Below are 18,526 nucleotides of genomic sequence, written 5' to 3'. Positions count from 1 at the left end.
GAGCCCCTCGGAGCAGCGGGTGCTCACGCCGGCGGTCCGGCCTCGATCCGTCGGCGCACCTCGGCCAGACCCTCCGGTCCCGGGTCGACGCTCCACCAGCTCTCGACCCACCACGTCGCACCGACGTCGGCCCAGTCCTGCGGCCTGCCCTCGAGCCGGACGAACTCGCCTGTGCTGTCCGCCTCGACGACGACGTCGTAGCCGTTCCACGGCAGACCGGCCTCCGTCCGCATCTTCCGCACCCTGCCCACCACCTCGCCGTAGGTGCGCAGGTCGTAGGCCGTGCCCGGCTCCAGCGGCTCGTCGCCCGCCACCGACACGAGCAGGCCGTCCCAGCGGGATGCCCGTTCGAGCGACGGCTGCGGGGTGCGGCCGCGGCGCCAGGCGCCGACGACCCAGACCGGCGGGTGCGGCCGCTGCGCAGGCGGGGGCGGTCCGGGCGGTGCGCCCTCGCCCATCGCGCGCACCGGGTAGTGGCGGCCCTCGAAGGTGAACCCCTCGTCGGCCAGGAGGCCGGCGAGCACCTCCAGCCCCTCGTCGAGCTTCTCGGCGCGGGTGCGGCGACCCTCGTCCGGCTCGAACCGCGTCCACCCCGGGTGCAGGGCCCCGAGCCCGACCGACATCACGACGCGTCCGCCGCTGAGGCGGTCGACGGTGGAGACCATCGACGCGAGGTCCCAGGGCCGGTGCCGCGACGCCGGCGTCAACAACGTCCCGAGCCGGATGCGGGAGGTCGTCATGGCAGCGGCGCCCAGCACCACCCAGGCGTGCTCGCCGTACAGCGACTCCCACGTGAAGATGCCGTCCCACCCCCGCTCCTCACCGAGGGCCGCGAGCTCGGCGAACTGGCGGGCGTCGGCGAACGGGACCACGAATCCGTAGCGCATGACCGGACCCTAGGCGCGACCCCCGACAACGCCCCGCCACCCGGAGCTCTGCGCGCAGACCCGCGTCCCACTGCGCAGGGAGCGGATCCGCGCGCAGCCACACGGAGGTCTGCGCGCAGACCCGCGGTCAGGACGGAGAGGTCGGCGCCACGACCACGGGCTCGAGCACCACGTCGGTGGTGAGGGAGCTCGCGATGTAGCACTCGTCGTGCGCCTGGTGCAGCAGCCGCTCGACGACGACGGCATCGGTCCCCGGCGCGACGGTCACCCGCGGGTGCAGCACGATCCGGGTGATGCGCAGCGGCACGGCGTCGTGCGGCATCTCGCCCTCCGCGTCGTCCTCGTAGCCGACGACGTCGACCCCCGCCCGGGCCGCCACCGCGAGGAACGACAGCAACTGGCAGGACGAGGCGGCGAGGACGAGCAGCTGCTCGGGGTTGGGCAGGTCTGCGTCACCGCGGAAGTGCGGGTCCGCGGACAGGTCGAACCCCTCGGTGGCCGGCGGCACCCACGCCGAGTGCGCCCTCGGGTAGGCGCGGTAGCCCGTGCCCGTCGAGCCGGCCCAGCGCACCTGGGCGCGGTACCGGTGGTCGGTGCCACCCGGCATACCTCAGCCCTCGCGGACGTCGACCTCGACGAACGGCGGGCGCACGACGGTCGCGGGCACCTCGCGCCCACGCACGTCGATGACCACCTCGTCACCGGCGGCGACGTCGGGCGACAGCAGCGCCAGGGCGATCCCGTTCTTCAGGGTCGGGCTGAACGTCCCCGAGGTGACCTCGCCGACGACCTCGTCACCGCGCTTGACCGCGCAGTGCGCACGCGGGATGCCGCGGCCGGTCGCGAGCAGGCCCCAGGCGACGCGCTTGGGCCCGGCCTCCTTCTCGGCGACGAGGGCGTCGCGGCCCCAGAACTCGTCCTTCTTCCAGCCGACGGCCCAGCCGACGCGTGCCTGCACCGGCGTGATGTCGACGGAGAGCTCGTTGCCGTGCAGCGCGTAGCCCATCTCGGTGCGCAGGGTGTCCCGGGCACCCAACCCGCACGGCAGGCCGCCGAACGGCGCGACCGCCTCGGCGAGCGCGTCCCACAGCTCGCCGGCGACCTCCCACGCGGGGACCAGCTCGTAGCCGCGCTCCCCCGTGTACCCGGTGCGGCAGACGATCACCGGGTGCCCGTGCCAGTCGGTCTCGACGAACGACATGTACTCGTGGCCGGCCGGCAGCTCCAGCGCCTGCAGGACCTCGTCGGACTTCGTGCCCTGCACGGCGATGACGCCGTACGACTCGTGCAGGTCCTCGACGGTGATGCCCTCGGGCGCGGCCGCGGAGAGCATCCGCACGACCTCGGCCGTGTTGGCGGCGTTGGGGATGAGGAAGACGTCCTCGTCGCTGCGCAGGTAGGCGATGAGGTCGTCGACGACACCGCCGGACTCGTTGCAGCACAGGGTGTACTGCGCCTTGCCCTCGGTGATGCGGCCGAGGTCGTTGGCGAGGCAGCGGTTGACGAAGTCGCGCGCCCCCGGCCCGGAGACCCGGGCCTTGCCCAGGTGCGACACGTCGAAGATCCCGACCGACGTGCGGACCGCAGTGTGCTCGCGGACGACGCCCCCTCCGGGGTACTCGATCGGCATCTCCCACCCGCCGAAGTCGGCCATCTTCGCGCCGAGGGCGACGTGGCGGTCGTGCAGGGGCGAGGTCTTCAGGGCGGCGTCGCTCATGGCGCGAACGCTACCGCCCGAGCACGGGAACGCGGCACGGGCCGGGCTATCCTGCGGCGAGCAGGGCCACCAGCCCCAGGGCTCCCACGCCCGTCGCGACCTGAACACGAGAAAGAGAGCACCGTGACGACCGTCAACGTGACCGACCGTTCCGCCCACGACGTCAAGGCCGACGTCCTCGTCCTCGGCACGATCGGCCAGGACGGCGAGGCCTCGCTCGCCCCCGGTCACGGGCTGCCGCGCGGTGCCGCGAGCCACCTCGCGAGCCAGCTGTCCGCGCTGCACGCGACGGGCGCGGCCGACGAGGTGCTCACGGTCGCCGGCGTGCCCGGTGTCGCGGCCCCCGTCGTCGTCCTCGTGGGCCTGGGCAAGGCCGGCGCGACCACGACGAGCTTCGGCCACGAGGTGCTGCGCCGCGCCGCCGGCTCCGCACTGCGGTCGGTGAGGAAGTCGCGCAAGGTCGCCGTCGCCCTGCCCGCCACCGGCGTCGAGTCGGTCGCCCCCGTCGCCGAGGGCGCCGCCCTCGGGGCCTACCGGTATGCCGGGGTGCGCGGCCCCGCGCCGAAGGGCAAGGACGCCAAGGGCTCCGAGCCCGTCGCGACCATCACGGTGGTCACGCCGGACGGCCGCAGCAAGGCGGCCAAGGACGCCGCGACGCGCGCCACGGTGCTCGCCGACGCCAAGGCATACGCCCGCGACCTCGTGAACACCCCGCCGAACAAGCTGTTCCCCCAGTCCTTCGCCGAGTCGGTCAAGGAGCGCGCGGCTGCGGCATCCGCGAAGGTCAAGGTCTCGGTGCTCGACGAGAAGGCGCTCCTCAAGGGCGGCTTCGGCGGCATCGTGGGCGTCGGCCAGGGCTCGGTCAACCCGCCCCGCATCGTCACCCTCACGTGGAACCCGCCGAAGGCGCAGGGCTCGGTCGCCCTCGTCGGCAAGGGCATCACGTTCGACTCCGGCGGCCTGTGCATCAAGCCCCCGGCCTCGATGCTCACCATGAAGTCCGACATGGCCGGCGCCGCTGCCGTCGCCGCGACCGTCTTCGCGGCGGCCGAGCTGGGCGTCCCCGTGACGGTCACCGGCTACCTGTGCCTGGCCGAGAACATGCCCAGCGGCAGCGCCCAGCGGCCCAGCGACGTCGTGACGATGCGCAACGGCACGACGGTCGAGATCCTCGACACCGACGCCGAGGGCCGCATGGTGCTCGGTGACGGCATCTGCCTGGCCGGCGAGTCCACCCCCGACGCGATCGTCGACATCGCCACCCTCACCGGAGCGCAGATGGTCGCCCTCGGCGCCCGCGTCGCCGGGATCATGAGCAACGACGACGCCTTCCGCGACCGCGTCCGCGCCGCCGCCGACGCCTCGGGCGAGGCCGCGTGGCCGATGCCGCTGCCGACCGACCTGCGCGCGCAGCTCGACTCCGCGGTCGCCGACCTCGCGCACAAGGGCGAGCGCTGGGGCGGCATGCTCACCGCCGGACTGTTCCTGCAGGAGTTCGTGCCCGAGGGCACGCCGTGGGCGCACGTCGACATCGCCGGCCCGTCGTTCAACGAGGGCTCCGCGTGGGGCTACACGCCCAAGGGCGCGACCGGCTACGGCGTCGGCACGCTGCTGAGCCTCGTCGAGGGGTATGCCGGCTGATCGCCGCGCGGCGCGACGAGGCCCGCCCGGGTCCACCCCGGGCGGGCCTCGTCCGTCGAGATCGCGCGCTCAGCCGCTCTTGCGGCGGAACATCTGCTGGGTGGCGTTCGTCGCCGCGTTCTGGGCGTGGTCGACCTTGCCGTGCTCGTGGTCGTCGGAGACGTCGCGGCCGGCGTGCGCCTGCTTCTTCTCCAGGGCCTCGCGGAACTTGCGCTTGACGTCCTCGCTCGGTCCCTGGGACCCGGACTTGCCAGTCATACCGCCTCCTGGTGGCTGGGGTGTGCTCGTCCCTCCCACCCTTGCATCCCGGGCAGGCGGTCACCAGTGCTTTCGGCGCGTGTCAGCTCTTGCCGCGCTGGCGCGAGTTCCACTCGCGCATCCGGCTCGGGTAGCCGGTCTGCAGCACGTCGTACACGGGCACGCCGAGCCCGGCCGCGAGCTCGAACGCCGCCTGCCGCGAGCCGGCCGCGCGGCGCGTCCACTCGCCGTCGTGGGCGATGAGGATCACCGTCGTCGCAGTCACGTTGGTGGGCGGTTCGACGTACGCCTCCACCCCGCGGCGCGAGGAGACGAACTCCGACAGGTGCCGTCGCACCGCCTGCTGGTCGACCGCCATGTTGGGTCCGTCCGAGGGACCCCGGCGAGCCTTCCTGCCGCCCCGTCTCCACCACGCCATGCACCAACGATACGGGCACGACACCGCCGTCCCCGTGCACCGGACACGCCGCGACGACCGCGCGTCCGCAACCGCGAGACCTGCTTGCGCCCCCTCCTGCAAACAGTGACAAGATGCACTGTGTCGATCCGCGCCCGGCCACGACCTGGCCCTGTCGCAGGCTCGGCACGACCGTCCGATGCCCACGACGCAAGGGAGCGAGCATGCCGGCTGAGGCCGAGACCACCTTCGATGTACTCATCCTGGGTGGTGGCAGCGGCGGCTACGCCTGCGCCTTCCGCGCGGCCGAGCTCGGGCTGAGCGTCGCGCTCGTCGAGAAGGGCAAGCTGGGCGGCACCTGCCTGCACGTCGGCTGCATCCCGACCAAGGCGCTGCTGCACGCCGCCGAGGTGGCCGACACCGCGCGCGAGGGCTCCCGGTTCGGCGTGAAGACGACGTTCGAGTCGGTCGACATGTCCGGCGTGAACGCGTACAAGGACGGCGTCGTCGCCCGCCTGTACAAGGGACTGCAGGGCCTGGCCAAGGCACACAAGATCGAGCTCGTCGAGGGCGAGGGCCGCCTGGTCGACCGCTCCACCGTCGAGGTCGCCGGCCGCCGGGTGACGGGACGCAACGTCGTCCTCGCGACCGGCTCCTACGCGAAGTCGCTGCCGGGCCTGGAGATCGGCGGCCGCATCATGACGAGCGAGCAGGCGCTGTCGCTGGACTTCGTGCCGCCGCGCGTCGTCGTCCTCGGCGGCGGCGTCATCGGCGTCGAGTTCGCGTCGGTCTTCCGCTCCTTCGGCTCCGAGGTCACCATCGTCGAGGCGCTGCCCCGGCTCGTGGCCGCCGAGGACGAGGCGGTCTCCAAGACGCTCGAGCGCTCGTTCCGCAAGCGTGGCATCGCCTTCCGCACCGGTGTGCGGTTCGAGGGCGCCACCCAGTCCGGCGACACCGTGACCGTCTCGCTCGAGGGTGGCGACACCATCGAGGCGGACCTGCTGCTCGTGGCCGTCGGCCGCGGTCCGGTCACCGACGGGCTCGGGTATGCCGAGGCCGGCGTCACCCTCGACCGCGGCTACGTCGTCACCGACGAGCGCCTGCGCACCGGCGTCGAGGGCGTGTACGCCGTGGGCGACATCGTGCCGGGCCTGCAGCTCGCGCACCGCGGCTTCGCCCAGGGCATCTTCGTGGCCGAGGAGATCGCCGGGAAGTCTCCCGCCGTCATCGACGAGGCCGGCATCCCGCGCGTGACCTACTGCGACCCCGAGATCACGTCGGTCGGCCTCACCGAGGCCCAGGCCCGCGAGAAGTACGGCGAGGTCGAGACCTACGAGTACAACCTCGGCGGCAACGGCAAGTCCCAGATCCTGCAGACGCAGGGCTTCGTCAAGCTCGTCCGCGAGAAGGACGGACCCGTCGTCGGCGTCCACATGATCGGCGCACGGATGGGCGAGCAGGCCGGCGAGGCCCAGCTCGTCTACAACTGGGAGGCCCTGCCCGAGGACGTGGCGGGTCTCATCCACGCGCACCCCACACAGAACGAAGCGCTCGGCGAGGCCCACCTGGCCCTGGCCGGCAAGCCCCTGCACGCCCACAACTGAAACGCAGCACATTTCCAACCAAGAGGAGAACGATCAGATGTCCGAACGCGTGACCATGCCGGCTCTGGGTGAGTCCGTCACCGAGGGCACGGTGACGCGCTGGCTGAAGAACGTCGGCGACACCGTCGCGGTCGACGAGCCCCTCCTCGAGGTCTCGACCGACAAGGTCGACACCGAGATCCCCTCCCCCGTGGCGGGTGTGCTGCAGGAGATCCTCGCGAACGAGGACGACACGGTGCCGGTGGGCGCCGACCTCGCCGTGATCGGCGACGGCAGCGAGGCCGGTGGCTCCGACGCGGGCTCACAGGACGCAGGCCAGCAGGACGGCGGCCAGCAGGCGCAGGAGGCACCGCCGGCCGAGGCCCCCTCGACCGCGCAGGAGCCGCAGCCCGCGACCTCCGAGCCCGAGCAGCACCAGGCCCAGCAGTCGGAGCAGCCGCAGCAGTCCGGCGGCGACCAGGGCGGCCAGCAGTCCGGTGGCGGCGAGACCGTGACCATGCCGGCGCTCGGCGAGTCCGTGACCGAGGGCACCGTCACCCGCTGGCTCAAGGCCGAGGGCGACACCGTCGAGGTCGACGAGCCGCTGCTCGAGGTCTCGACCGACAAGGTCGACACCGAGATCCCCTCCCCCGTGGCCGGCGTGGTCACCAAGATCCTCGTCCAGGAGGACGACACCGTGCCGGTCGGCGGCGAGCTCGCCGTCATCGGTGGCTCCGCCGGCGGTTCGGGCGAGCAGGCCGCGCCGCAGCAGGAGCAGCCGGCCCAGGAGGCCGCCCCGCAGCAGGAGGCGCCCCAGCAGGCGCAGCCGCAGCAGGAGGAGGCTCCGCAGCAGCAGGCCCCGGCACAGGCGCAGGCGGACACCGCCCAGGCCGCCGCCGAGACCGCTGCGAACCAGCCGGCCGGCTCCTCGCCCGCCGAGCAGGCCGAGCGCGCCGCGGCCCCCGCCCCGGCGCAGGCACCCGCGCAGTCCCAGGCCCCCGCCCAGCCGACCTCGGGCGACGCCCAGGACGCCTCGGCATACGTCACCCCGCTGGTGCGCAAGCTGGCCGCGGAGAACAACGTCGACCTCGCCAGCATCAAGGGCACCGGCGTGGGCGGTCGCGTCCGCAAGCAGGACGTCCTCGACGCCGCCAAGGCGGCCCAGGAGGCGGCTGCCGCTCCCGCACCCGCACCCGCCGCAGCACCGGCGGCGGCTCCTGCCGCAGCGTCGAGCGCACCGGCCGCCTCCGGTTCGGTCTCGCCCAAGCGCGGCACCACGGAGAAGATGTCGCGGCTGCGGCAGACGATCGCCAAGCGCATGGTCGAGTCGCTGCAGGTCTCGGCCCAGCTGACGACCGTGGTCGAGGTCGACGTCACCAAGATCGCCCGGCTGCGCGCGCGGGCGAAGGCCGACTTCGAGCGGCGCGAGGGCACGAAGCTCAGCTTCCTGCCGTTCTTCGCGCTGGCCGCGGTGGAGGCGCTCAAGGAGTACCCGCAGGTCAACTCGAGCATCGAGGGTGACCAGATCACCTACCACGGCCAGGAGAACCTCGGCGTCGCCGTCGACACCGAGCGCGGCCTGCTCGTCCCGGTCATCAAGAACGCCGGCGACCTCAACATCGCCGGCCTCGCCCGGGCGATCGCGGACCTCGCGGACCGCACTCGCAACAACAAGATCATGCCGGACGAGCTGTCCGGCGGGACCTTCACGCTGACCAACACCGGCAGCCGCGGGGCGCTCTTCGACACGCCGATCATCAACCAGCCGAACGTCGGGATCCTCGGCACCGGCGCGGTCGTCAAGCGCCCGGTCGTCGTGACCGACGCCGACGGTGGCGAGACGATCGCCGTCCGCTCGATGGTCTACCTCGCCCTGTCGTACGACCACCGGGTCGTCGACGGCGCGGACGCCGCCCGGTTCCTCAGCACCATGAAGTCGCGCCTCGAGGAGGGCAACTTCGAGGTCTGAGCCGGCGCCAGCCGACCCAGCACGAGCGGGCACGGCCCGGGTTTCCGCCCGGGCCGTGCCCGACCCCGTTCCCCACCACCTGACCGCACGCTCCGACCACAGCACCCGCAGGAGACCCCCATGCCGCAGCGCGTAGCCATCACGGGTTCGACCGGACTGATCGGCAGCGCGCTGTCCGCAGCCCTGCGCGGGCGCGGCGACGAGGTCGTCCGGCTCGTCCGGCGCGCGCCCACGGCCGCCGATGAGGTGCAGTGGGACCCGGCCGCCCGCCGCCTCGACCCCGGCGCCCTCGAGGGGGTCACCGCCGTCGTGAACCTCGCGGGGGCGGGCGTGGGTGACAAGCGCTGGACCCCCTCGTACCAGCAGCTCATCCTCAGCTCGCGGGTCGACTCGACCGCCACGGTCGCTCGGGCGCTGGTCGAGCTCGGCGCGCCCGTCCGCCTCGTCTCGGCGTCCGCCGTCGGCTACTACGGCGACCGCGGCGACGAGGTGCTCACGGAGGACTCCGCCCCCGGCGACACGTTCCTCAGCGACGTGGTGCGCGCCTGGGAGGGCGCCGCCGACCCCGCCCGCGACGCCGGGCTCCCGGTCGTCCACCCGCGGACCGGACTGGTGCTCGCGCCCGGTGGCGGCGCGATGGCCAAGATGCTGCCGCTCGCCAAGGCCGGCATCAACGGGCCGCTCGGCAACGGCCGCCAGTGGTGGCCGTGGATCTCGTTGCGCGACACCGTCGCCGGCCTGGTGCACCTGGTCGACCACCCCGAGGTCACCGGCCCGGTCAACCTCGTCGGCCCGCACCCGGACCGCCAGGTCGAGGTGGCCCGCGAGCTCGGCCGCCAGCTGCACCGTCCGGCCGTGCTGCCCGCGCCCGCCTTCGGCATCCGGCTCGTCCTCGGCGGCTTCGCCGACGAGGTCCTCCACAGCAAGCGCGTCGTCCCCGGTCGCCTCACCGACAGCGGCTTCACGCACACCGACGGGGACGTCGCCTCCGCCCTGCGCTGGGTGCTCGAGCAGGCCTGAGCGACTCCCGCGCTTACCCGTCGGACGGGTCGGTCACGGAGTCCACCTTCCACCTCCCGTCGTGCCACACGAGGAGGAGCCGCACCGGCCGACCCTTCGCTGCCGGGCGGTGCTCGACGCGCCCGTTGCCGACCACCTCGTATGCCGCCGTGTCGACGGACGCATCGATCGTCGCCTTCGTGGCCGAGACCGTCACGAGCCGCACGGTGCGCGCGGTGAGCCGGACGCCGGCGTACCGCTCGTGCCGGTCGGCCAGCTCGCGCAGGGCGTCGGTGTCCTGGCGCAGCGCCGTCGAACCCGGCGCGTCGAGGTCACCGAGCCGGGCCCGGTCGCCCACCACCACCAGGCGCGCGCGCTCGTCCGCGAGCGCCTGGGCCAGGCCCCTCGCGTCGCGCTGGGGAGCGCGCCGGTCCGTGAGCGGGTCCCGCGCCGGCGACGGCGAGGATGCCGTTGCCCGTGGGGCTCCGGCGGTCCGCGCGTCACCGGGCAACCACCCGGGAGCGGACACGCCGCCGGCGACGACGACGCCGGCGGGCACGACGACCGCCGCGACGGCAGCGAGCAGCAGCACCGTGGTGACGAGGCGACCGCTGGGCGCCCTCCGCACGGACCACCGCGGAGCGGACAACCGCGGGGCGGACAACCGCGGCGTGGACCACCGGGCCGCGGGCAGGCGGCTCAGCGCCACACTCACGACGCCCACGGCAGCGCGAACCGTCCCACCCAGCCCCTCGTGGTGCGGGTCGGTGGACGTCGACGCCGCGACGTCGGAGGGGCGCCCGGCGTCGCGGATGCGCTGGGTCAGCAACGAGGTCTCGTCCGTCCCCACGGTCATCCGCAACGGCTCGCAGGGCACCGCGTCGAAGTAGCCCAGCGCCAGCTCGGCGGCGCTCGGCCGGACGCCCGGGTCGCCGGCCAGCGCGCGGGCCGTCAGCCGGCGCCACGCCTCCGGGAGGCCCGGGAGGACCTCGTCGACCGGGGCCCGCAGTGCACCCGGGCCCGGCGGCTCGCCCGTGGCGCACCACCAGGCGAGCGCACCCACGGCATACACGTCGGCCGCAGGTCCCGGACGCTGGCCCTCGAGGACCTCGGGGGCGACGAAGCCCTGGGTGCCCCAGAGCTCGTCGGGACCCGAGCCGGCCACGCTCGCCACCCCGAGGTCGGCGAGCAGCGGCCGGCCGTTGAGCTCGAGCAGGACGTTGCCGGGGCTGACGTCCCCGTGCACCACGCCGGCGGCGTGCAGGCCCGCGAGCGCCCTCGCCACCGGGGCGAGCACGGTGACCGTCTCCCCCGCGCTGAGGTGGCCGCGTGCGGCGACGACGCCCGCCAGGGGGCCTCCCCTCACCCGGTCGAGCACCACGGCCACCGCCGGTGGTTGACCGTCGAGGCCGACCGCCTCGCGGAACCGCACCAGGCCCTCGACCTCGACCCGCGCGAGCACGGCCAGCTCACGGGCCGCGACGGCCGCCTGCGCGCCGGTGCCGACCGGCACGACCTTGACGGCCACCGGTGCGCCGTCGGGGCACCGCGTCGCCGCCCACACGCACCCTGAGCTCCCGCGCCCGAGGAGCTCGCCCACGTCGTAGCCGGGCACCTCCGGCGACGCCATGCCGATCCCCCGCACACCGCTCCCCTGCACGTCGCCCACCGGGACGCCCGCACCCGTCACGCCAGCCGCCGGCACCGCCTCCGCCTGCCAGCCGGACCCGCTCTCGAACCCGTCGTCGCCGAACGCCTCCATGCCCTCGAGTCTGCCGGCCGGCGGGGCCGCCTCCGCCGTTGTCCACAGCCCGGCATAGGGTCCGGGCCATGCCCTCCGACCAGCCCACGATCCTCGCGACGTCCGGCGGCTACCGCTTCGGCGACCGCACCCGCTTCGAGTTCGACGGCCTCGTCCACCACGCGGTCGAGCTGTCCGGCGCGACCGGCCGCCGACCGCGCGTCACGGTGCTCGGCACGGCGAGCGGCGACCAGCGGGCGTTCGCCGACGACCTGCACGAGGCGGGGCGCGTGGCGGGCTTCGACCTCACGAACCTGCACCTGTTCCCGATGCCGAACCTCGACGACGTCGAGGGCCACCTGCTCGAGCAGGACGTCGTCTGGGTCAACGGCGGCTCGGTGGCGAACCTGCTCGCCGTGTGGCGGGTGCACGAGCTCGACGCGGTGTTCCGCCGGGTCTGGGAGGCAGGGGTCGTCCTCTCGGGCGTCTCGGCCGGCTCGATCTGCTGGTACCTCGGCGGGACCACCGACTCCTTCGGTCCCGAGCTGCGCGCCGTGACCAACGGCCTGGGCTTCCTGCCGTACGGCAACGGGGTCCACTACGACTCCGAGGCCAGGCGGCGCCCCCTGGTCCACCGCCTCGTCGCCGACGGCACGCTGCCGACCACGCACTGCACGGACGACGGCGTCGGCCTGGTCTACCGAGGCACCGAGCTCGTCGAGGCGGTCACCGAGGCCGACGGCAAGGGCGCCTACGTCGTGACCCGTGAGGGCGACGAGGCGCGGGAGGAACGCCTCGAGCCGCGCCGGCTGCCCACTCCCTGACCCGCCTGGGACGCGGCGTACCGTGGTGCCCATGCGGTTCGAGCACGTGGGCTTCGCGCCCGACTTCGTCGACTACCAGGCCGGCTGGGCGCACCAGCGCGAGGTGCACGCGTCGGTGGTGGAGGGCGGCGAGGACACCGTGCTCCTGCTCGAGCACGCGCCCGTCTTCACCGCCGGGAAGCGCACCGAGGAGCACCAGCGGCCCAAGGACGGAACGCCGGTCGTCGACGTCGACCGCGGCGGCCTCATCACGTGGCACGGCCCGGGCCAGCTCGTCGGCTACCCCATCGTGCGCCTGCACGGCGTCCCGATCGACGTGGTCGCCCACGTGCGCCGGCTCGAGGAGGTCATGATCCGCACCTGCGGCGAGTTCGGCGTCGAGACCGTGCGCGTCGAGGGCCGCTCCGGCGTGTGGGTGCTCGCGGACGAGCGCGGCCCCGACCGCAAGCTCGGCGCGATCGGCGTGCGGGTCAGCAGGCAGGTGACCATGCACGGCTTCGCGCTCAACTGCGACGCCGACCTCTCGTGGGCGGACAACATCATCGCCTGCGGCATCGAGGACGCCGGGGTGAGCTCCATCAGCCGCGAGGCCGGGCGTGTGGTCACCGTGCAGGACGTGCTCCCGTATGCCGAGAAGCACCTGACCGAGGTCCTCGCCTCCGCGTAGGCGCACCGGGACCTCCGTCCCTGCTGGGCACCCGCCCCTCCCGATGGGATGGGGGTGGACCTCGCGGAAGGAGGACCCCATGTCGACCCTGACGCCACCCCGCGCAGCCGGACGCCCGGTCCGCAACCACCGGCAGCTCGCCCAGTTGTCCCTGCTGATGCTGCCGGCGTTCCTGCTCGTCTTCTGGCTCACCGACGTGATCGGCACCTTCCTGATGCTGCCGCTCCTGGGGCTGCACGAGGGCGACCTGCCCCTCATGGCGCGTGACCTCGCCGGGTGGACCGTGGAGACCCTGCTGTTCCTCGTCGCCGTCGCGGTGCCCGCGCTCGGCCTCGGGCTGGCACGGGCGGCGCTGCGGCGCGGTGGCCGGGGCGGAGCCTGGGCAGCGCTGGTCCTCAACGCGGCCACGGCGCTGCTCATGGTCTACGTGTTCGCCGACGCCGTGCGGATGACATACTTCCCGCAGGTCACCTTCCCCTTCGGCGGCTGAGGGCACGCTCCGGCCGACACGTCACCCCTCGCCGGCGCAGGCCCGCACCCGACCGGGCGGCGGAATACGTCACGGAGCGCAGGCGTAGTCTTGGAGGACGCCCGGGAACCTCCGGGCGCCCCCGTGCCCCACGGCATACCGGCTGGTGGTGGCGCGCCGGACGCACAACGCAAGGCAAGGGAGTCTTCGTGACCGTCGCACCCGAGGGCCGCCGGCTGCTGCGTGTCGAGGCACGCAACGCCGAGACGCCGATCGAGCGCAAGCCCGAGTGGATCCGGACGACCGCCAAGATGGGCCCGGAGTACACCAAGCTGCACTCGATGGTGAAGACCGAGGGCCTGCACACGGTCTGCCAGGAGGCGGGCTGCCCCAACATCTTCGAGTGCTGGGAGGACCGCGAGGCGACCTTCCTCATCGGCGGTGACATCTGCACCCGCCGCTGCGACTTCTGCGACATCGCCTCCGGCCGCCCGCTGGCGCTCGACCTCGACGAGCCGCGCCGCGTGGCCGAGTCGGTCGCCCAGATGGGCCTGCGCTACTCGACCGTGACGGGCGTGGCCCGCGACGACCAGCCCGACGGCGCCGCGTGGCTGTACGCCGAGACGATCCGCCAGATCCACGAGAAGAACCCCAACACCGGCGTCGAGATCCTCCCGCCCGACTTCGGCGCCAAGCCCGAGCTCGTCGGCCAGGTCTTCGACGCCCGGCCCGAGGTGTTCGCCCACAACCTCGAGACCGTGCCCCGGATCTTCAAGGAGATCCGGCCCGCGTTCACCTACGAGAAGTCCCTCAAGGTCCTGTCGATGGCGCGCGACGCCGAGCTGGTGACCAAGTCCAACCTCATCCTCGGCATGGGCGAGGAGGACCACGAGGTCGAGCAGGCCATCCGCGACCTGCACGACGCGGGCTGCGACATCCTCACGATCACCCAGTACCTGCGCCCCTCGAAGCTGCACCACCCGATCGACCGCTGGGTCAAGCCCGAGGAGTTCGTGCACTGGAGCCAGGTCGCCGAGGAGATGGGCTTCAAGGGCGTCATGGCCGGCCCGCTCGTGCGCTCGTCCTACCGCGCCGGCCGCCTCTGGGCGACGGCCATGAAGAAGTGGGGCCGAGAGATCCCCGAGCACCTGCAGCACCTCGCCGACGCGGCCGGCGATCCGGCCCGCCAGGAGGCCGCCTCGCTCGTCGCCGCGCGCACGCCGGCGGCTCTGGGCACCTCCGCCTGACGGTATCCTGACCCCCATGGCTCGCAAGGAGAAGCAGCAGTCCGGCACGCCCAAGGAGCCCGGTCGCCTCGCGCAGGTCCGCCAGGTCTACACGGCGGCGCGTCAGGTCGACCGGACCATCCCGTGGTGGATGCTGCTGGCGTTCCTCGGGGTGCTCGTCGTCGGCGTCGGCATCGGCGCCCTCCTCGGCCACTGGGTCTACGCGCTCGTCCTGTCGATCCCGCTGGGGCTGCTCGCCGCCGTCCTCGTCCTGAGCCGCAAGGCCGAGCGAGCCGCGTTCCGCAGCATCGAGGGCCAGCCCGGCGCCGCCGGCGCCGCCCTCGGGGCCCTGCGTCGCGGCTGGTACTACGACCAGCAGCCCGTGGCCGTCGACGGTGCCCGCGGCACGCGCCCGGAGGACATGGCCGGCGCGGCGTTCGTCTACCGCGCGGTCGGCCGCCCCGGTGTGGTGCTCGTGGCCGAGGGCCCGAACGCCCGCCGCTCCAAGCTGGTCGCGCAGGAGCGCAAGAAGGTCGAGCGCGTGGCGCCGGGCGTCCCCGTGACGACGCTGGTCGTCGGCGACGAGGCCGACCAGGTGCCGGTCCGCAAGGTCAGCGCCAAGATGACGCGGATGAAGCCGGTCCTCACCAAGGAGGAGGCGGCCGCCGTCAACAAGCGGCTCAAGGCCCTCGGTGGCGTCCGCCCGCCCATCCCCGCCGGCATGGACCCGATGCGTGCCCGTGTCGACCGCAAGGCCATGCGCGGCCGCTGAGCCAATCCCGGGCCACCCAGCCTGCGAGCGACCTCAGGCAGAGGCGCGGGTGACCAGGTGCGTGTCGAGCACGACGTGCGAGGGACCCGGCTCCCCGGCGCCGTTGATCCGCGACAACAGCATCGTCGCCATCTCGCGCCCGAGCTGCTCCATGGGCTGGTGCACCGTCGTGAGCGCCGGCTCGGCGACCGCGGCCACAGGACCGTCGTCGAACCCGACCACCGCCACGTCGCCCGGCACCGAGCGACCGGCCTCCCGCAGCACCCGGATCGCGCCCAGCGCCATGAGGTCGCTCGAGGCGAACACCGCGTCGACGTCGGGACGGCGCGCCAGCAGCGCGCGCATCGCGGCGGCCCCGCTCGCCTCGGTGAAGTCGCCGGTCTCGACGAGGCTGTCGTCGACACCGACGCCTGCGTCGCGCAGCGCCTGCTGGTAGCCCTCGAGGCGGTCGCGACCGGCGATCATGTCCTGCGGCCCGGCGATGAGCGCCACGTTCCGGCGCCCCTCGGCCAGCAGGTGCGCCGCCGCGGCCCTCGCGCCGCCGACGTTGTCGACGTCGACCCAGCTGAGGGCCTGCTCGCTCGTCGGCCGACCACACAGGACGATGGGGAGCCCGCGGCCCTGGATGCGCCCCGGGAGCGTGTCGCTGTCGTGGGCCGAGAGCACGAGGACGCCGTCGACGTGCTGCGGCGTCAGGTAGCTGTCGAGCCGCTCGGCCTGCTCGCGGTTCTGCACGAGGGCGAGCACGAGCTGGCGCGAGGACTCCCCCACCACCGTCGTGATGCCACGCACCACCCCGGCGAAGAACGGCTCGCCGAAGATGCGCTCCTCCGGCTCGGAGATGACCAGGGCGATGGCGCCCGTCCGCCGGGTGACGAGCGCCCGGGCGGCCATGTTGGGCACGTAGCCGAGGTCGCTGACCGCCCGCATCACGCGGGCGCGGGTGCGCTCGGAGACCTGCGGTGACCCGTTGATGACGCGCGACACGGTGCCCCGCCCCACCCCGGCGCGGGTGGCGACCTCCTCGAGGGTGGGCTGGCCACCGCGCGCACTGCTCATGGGCGTCAGTATGGCGTGCCGGTCAGGAACTCCGAGTACCACCGTCCGCTGTCCTTGACCGTGCGCTCCTGCGTGCGGAAGTCGACGTGGACCAGACCGAACCGCTTGGCGTACCCCTCCGCCCACTCGAAGTTGTCCATGAGCGACCAGGCGAAGTAGCCGGCCAGCGGGACCCCTGCCTCGACCGCCCGGCGCCCGGCGTCGAGGTGGCCGCGCAGGAACTCCACGCGCTGCTCGTCGTGCACGCGCCCGTCGACGAGGACGTCGTCGAACGCCGCACCGTTCTCCGTCATGACCAGCGGCAGGTCGCCGTAGTCGCGCGTCACCCGGGTGAGGATGTCGAAGAGCCCGTCGGGGTCGACCTCCCAGCCCATGGCCGTCGTCGGCATACCGCGCCCCTGGAAGTCCACGTCGACGGTCCCGGGGAAGGCGCCGGGGGCAACCACGTGGCGGGTGTAGTAGTTGACGCCGAGGAAGTCGAGCGGCGCCGAGACGACGTCGAGGTCGCCGTCGTGGACGAAGGAGAGGTCGCTCAGGTGCCGCACGTCCTCGACGACGTCCTTGGGGTATGCGCCGCGCAGCACCGGGTCGAGGAACCAGCGGTTGGCGAGGCCGTCGACCCGGCGAACGGCGTCCGCCACACCGTGGCCGTCGTGGGCACCGTCGACCGGGTACAGATTGAGCGTGATGCCGACCTGCGCCGTCGGGGCCGCAGCCCGGATGGTCTCGACGGCCAGCCCGTGGCCGAGCAGCAGGTGGTGCGAGGCCGCCAGTGCCTCGGCGGGGTCCGAGCGCCCCGGCGCGTGCCGGCCGCTGCCGTAGCCGAGGAAGGCCGAGCACCACGGCTCGTTGAGGGTGATGAAGTGCCCCACCCGGTCGCCCAGCTCCTGGGCGACGTGCCCGGCATACTCGGCGAACCGCTCGGCCGTGGCGCGCACCGGCCAGCCGCCCGCGTCCTCGAGCGGCTGCGGCAGGTCCCAGTGGTACAGCGTCGCCCAGGGCGTGATGCCGCGGGCGAGGAGCGCGTCGACGAGGCGGTCGTAGAAGTCCAGGCCTGCGACGTTCACCGGGCCCGAGCCGGTCGGCTGCACCCGCGGCCACGCCACGGAGAACCGGTAGGCCTCGACGCCGAGGTCCGCCATGAGCGCGACGTCCTCCTCGTACCGGTGGAAGTGCTCGACGGCCACCTCGCCGGTGTCCCCGTCGACCACCCGGCCCGGTGTGCCCGAGAAGGTGTCCCAGATCGAGGGACCGCGGCCGTCCTCCTTCGTGCCGCCCTCGATCTGGTAGCTCGACGTCGCCACGCCCCACGTGAAGTCCGCGGGAAATGCGTTTCGCGACAACGGGTCCTGTCCGGTCATGGTCATCCTTTGACTCCGCCCTGCATGATGCCGCCGATGATCTGGCGGCCGAACACGATGAAGACCACGACGAGCGGCAGGGTCCCCAGCAGGGTCCCGGCCATGACGAGCGCCTGGTCGGTGTAGTAGCCACCCGAGAGCCGCGACAGCGCCACCTGCACCGTGGGGTGGTCCGCGTCGAGGGTGAGGTAGGGCCACAGGAAGTCGTTCCAGCGCTCCATGAACGTCAGCAGCCCCAGCACCGCAGCCGCCGGTCGCAGGACCGGGAAGACGACGGAGAAGAAGATCCGCGTCGTCGAGGCGCCGTCGACCCGCGCGGCCTCGATGAGCTCGGTGGGGATCGACTGGGCGGCGTACTGCCGCATCATGAACACGCCGAACCCGCTGACGAGGAAGGGCAGCAGCGCCGACCACAGCGTGCCGGCGAGGCCCAGCTTCGACATCAGCATGTAGAGCGGGACCAGGCCCAGCTGGACCGGCACCATCATGGTCGCGACGACGACGAGCAGCAGCGCGTTGCGGCCGCGGAACCGCAGCTTGGCGAACGCGAAGCCGGCGAGCGAGGACAGGACGACGACCGACACGGTCGCGGCACCGGCCACCAGCAGCGAGTTGAGCATCGCCCGGCCGAACAGCACGTCCTGGTTGGCGAAGACGCGCGAGATGTTGGTGCCGAGGTCGCCGCCGGGCGTCAGCGGCGGCGGGATCGACGAGATGTCGCTGTTGGGCCGCGACGCCATGACGACCATGTAGTAGAGCGGGCCGGCCGACAGCAGCACCGACACCGCGAGGCAGAGGTAGACGAGCCGGCTCGCCGGGGTCGCACCGGTGCTGCGGGCGGCCGCGCCGCCGAGGGTGCGGGCCCGGTGGGCGCGACGGGGTCGCCTGCCCACGGATGCCGGCGGCTCGACGCCGCTCGCGGCGGGCACCACGGCGGGAACCTGGGTCTGTGTCAT

At 73.5% G+C, this 18,526-nt stretch carries 18 protein-coding genes; 9 read left to right on the top strand and 9 right to left on the bottom strand.

Annotated features, from left to right (window positions below):
* Positions 1-23: 23 nt before the first annotated feature.
* The 3 genes from J2X64_RS14520 to gcvT all read right to left on the bottom strand — a co-directional run bounded on the left by J2X64_RS14520 (position 24) and on the right by gcvT (position 2,604).
* Positions 24-887, bottom strand: a complete 864-nt coding sequence (locus J2X64_RS14520) for an LLM class flavin-dependent oxidoreductase (RefSeq protein ID WP_310155993.1) — start codon at positions 885-887, stop codon at positions 24-26.
* Positions 888-1,014: 127 nt separating this feature from the next.
* Positions 1,015-1,494 (bottom strand): OsmC family protein, encoded by a 480-nt coding sequence (locus J2X64_RS14515; protein WP_310155992.1) that lies wholly within the window; start codon positions 1,492-1,494, stop codon positions 1,015-1,017.
* A gap of 3 nt (positions 1,495-1,497) precedes the next feature.
* On the bottom strand, positions 1,498-2,604 hold the full coding sequence (gene gcvT / locus J2X64_RS14510; RefSeq protein WP_310155989.1) for a glycine cleavage system aminomethyltransferase GcvT: 1,107 nt from the start codon (positions 2,602-2,604) through the stop codon (positions 1,498-1,500).
* A gap of 123 nt (positions 2,605-2,727) precedes the next feature.
* On the opposite strand from gcvT, the gene J2X64_RS14505 reads away from it, so the two are divergent.
* On the top strand, positions 2,728-4,245 hold the full coding sequence (locus J2X64_RS14505; protein ID WP_310155986.1) for a leucyl aminopeptidase: 1,518 nt from the start codon (positions 2,728-2,730) through the stop codon (positions 4,243-4,245).
* Positions 4,246-4,314: 69 nt separating this feature from the next.
* Here the strand turns inward: J2X64_RS14505 and J2X64_RS14500 are convergent, their stop codons facing one another.
* Positions 4,315-4,503, bottom strand: a complete 189-nt coding sequence (locus tag J2X64_RS14500; RefSeq protein ID WP_310155982.1) for a DUF5302 domain-containing protein — start codon at positions 4,501-4,503, stop codon at positions 4,315-4,317.
* 82 nt (positions 4,504-4,585) lie between these two features.
* Positions 4,586-4,861 (bottom strand): hypothetical protein, encoded by a 276-nt coding sequence (locus J2X64_RS14495; RefSeq protein WP_310155979.1) that lies wholly within the window; start codon positions 4,859-4,861, stop codon positions 4,586-4,588.
* 263 nt (positions 4,862-5,124) lie between these two features.
* Between J2X64_RS14495 and lpdA the strand changes: the two genes are divergently transcribed.
* From lpdA to J2X64_RS14480, 3 genes are all read left to right on the top strand, one after another.
* Positions 5,125-6,504, top strand: coding sequence for a dihydrolipoyl dehydrogenase (gene lpdA, locus J2X64_RS14490; RefSeq protein WP_310155976.1), 1,380 nt, complete (start codon positions 5,125-5,127; stop codon positions 6,502-6,504).
* Positions 6,505-6,541: 37 nt separating this feature from the next.
* Positions 6,542-8,452 carry a 2-oxoglutarate dehydrogenase, E2 component, dihydrolipoamide succinyltransferase gene (sucB, locus tag J2X64_RS14485; RefSeq protein WP_310155974.1) on the top strand — a complete coding sequence of 637 codons (1,911 nt, stop codon included), beginning with the start codon at positions 6,542-6,544 and terminating at the stop codon, positions 8,450-8,452.
* Between the two features lie 120 nt (positions 8,453-8,572).
* On the top strand, positions 8,573-9,472 hold the full coding sequence (locus J2X64_RS14480; protein ID WP_310155971.1) for a TIGR01777 family oxidoreductase: 900 nt from the start codon (positions 8,573-8,575) through the stop codon (positions 9,470-9,472).
* A 13-nt stretch (positions 9,473-9,485) separates the two neighbouring features.
* Here the strand turns inward: J2X64_RS14480 and J2X64_RS14475 are convergent, their stop codons facing one another.
* Positions 9,486-11,213 carry a serine/threonine-protein kinase gene (locus J2X64_RS14475; protein WP_310155968.1) on the bottom strand — a complete coding sequence of 576 codons (1,728 nt, stop codon included), beginning with the start codon at positions 11,211-11,213 and terminating at the stop codon, positions 9,486-9,488.
* Between the two features lie 68 nt (positions 11,214-11,281).
* Between J2X64_RS14475 and J2X64_RS14470 the strand changes: the two genes are divergently transcribed.
* The 5 genes from J2X64_RS14470 (at position 11,282) to J2X64_RS14450 (ending at position 15,150) form a co-directional block, all read left to right on the top strand.
* Positions 11,282-12,016 carry a peptidase E gene (locus J2X64_RS14470; RefSeq protein ID WP_310155965.1) on the top strand — a complete coding sequence of 245 codons (735 nt, stop codon included), beginning with the start codon at positions 11,282-11,284 and terminating at the stop codon, positions 12,014-12,016.
* 25 nt (positions 12,017-12,041) lie between these two features.
* Complete coding sequence (gene lipB, locus J2X64_RS14465; protein WP_310157542.1) at positions 12,042-12,683, top strand: lipoyl(octanoyl) transferase LipB; 642 nt, start codon at positions 12,042-12,044, stop codon at positions 12,681-12,683.
* Positions 12,684-12,762: 79 nt separating this feature from the next.
* Entirely contained in the window at positions 12,763-13,173 is a 411-nt protein-coding gene (locus J2X64_RS14460) for a hypothetical protein (protein ID WP_310155962.1), read from the top strand.
* Between the two features lie 188 nt (positions 13,174-13,361).
* Positions 13,362-14,399: a lipoyl synthase gene (gene lipA, locus J2X64_RS14455; RefSeq protein ID WP_310155960.1), complete on the top strand. Its 1,038-nt coding sequence runs from the start codon at positions 13,362-13,364 to the stop codon at positions 14,397-14,399.
* A 16-nt stretch (positions 14,400-14,415) separates the two neighbouring features.
* Positions 14,416-15,150: a DUF4191 family protein gene (locus J2X64_RS14450; protein ID WP_310155956.1), complete on the top strand. Its 735-nt coding sequence runs from the start codon at positions 14,416-14,418 to the stop codon at positions 15,148-15,150.
* A 33-nt stretch (positions 15,151-15,183) separates the two neighbouring features.
* Here J2X64_RS14450 and J2X64_RS14445 read toward each other — a convergent pair whose 3' ends face one another.
* From J2X64_RS14445 to J2X64_RS14435, 3 genes are read right to left on the bottom strand one after another with little or no spacing between them, the layout of a single operon-like run.
* Positions 15,184-16,209, bottom strand: coding sequence for a LacI family DNA-binding transcriptional regulator (locus J2X64_RS14445; RefSeq protein ID WP_310155953.1), 1,026 nt, complete (start codon positions 16,207-16,209; stop codon positions 15,184-15,186).
* 5 nt (positions 16,210-16,214) lie between these two features.
* Entirely contained in the window at positions 16,215-17,570 is a 1,356-nt protein-coding gene (locus J2X64_RS14440; protein ID WP_310155950.1) for a GH1 family beta-glucosidase, read from the bottom strand.
* A gap of 2 nt (positions 17,571-17,572) precedes the next feature.
* Positions 17,573-18,526, bottom strand: coding sequence for a carbohydrate ABC transporter permease (locus J2X64_RS14435; RefSeq protein WP_310155947.1), 954 nt, complete (start codon positions 18,524-18,526; stop codon positions 17,573-17,575).

This window comes from Phycicoccus sp. 3266, from assembly GCF_031456495.1.
Taxonomy (GTDB): Bacteria; Actinomycetota; Actinomycetes; order Actinomycetales; family Dermatophilaceae; genus Pedococcus.
This window is presented reverse-complemented; position numbering and strand designations above follow the sequence as displayed.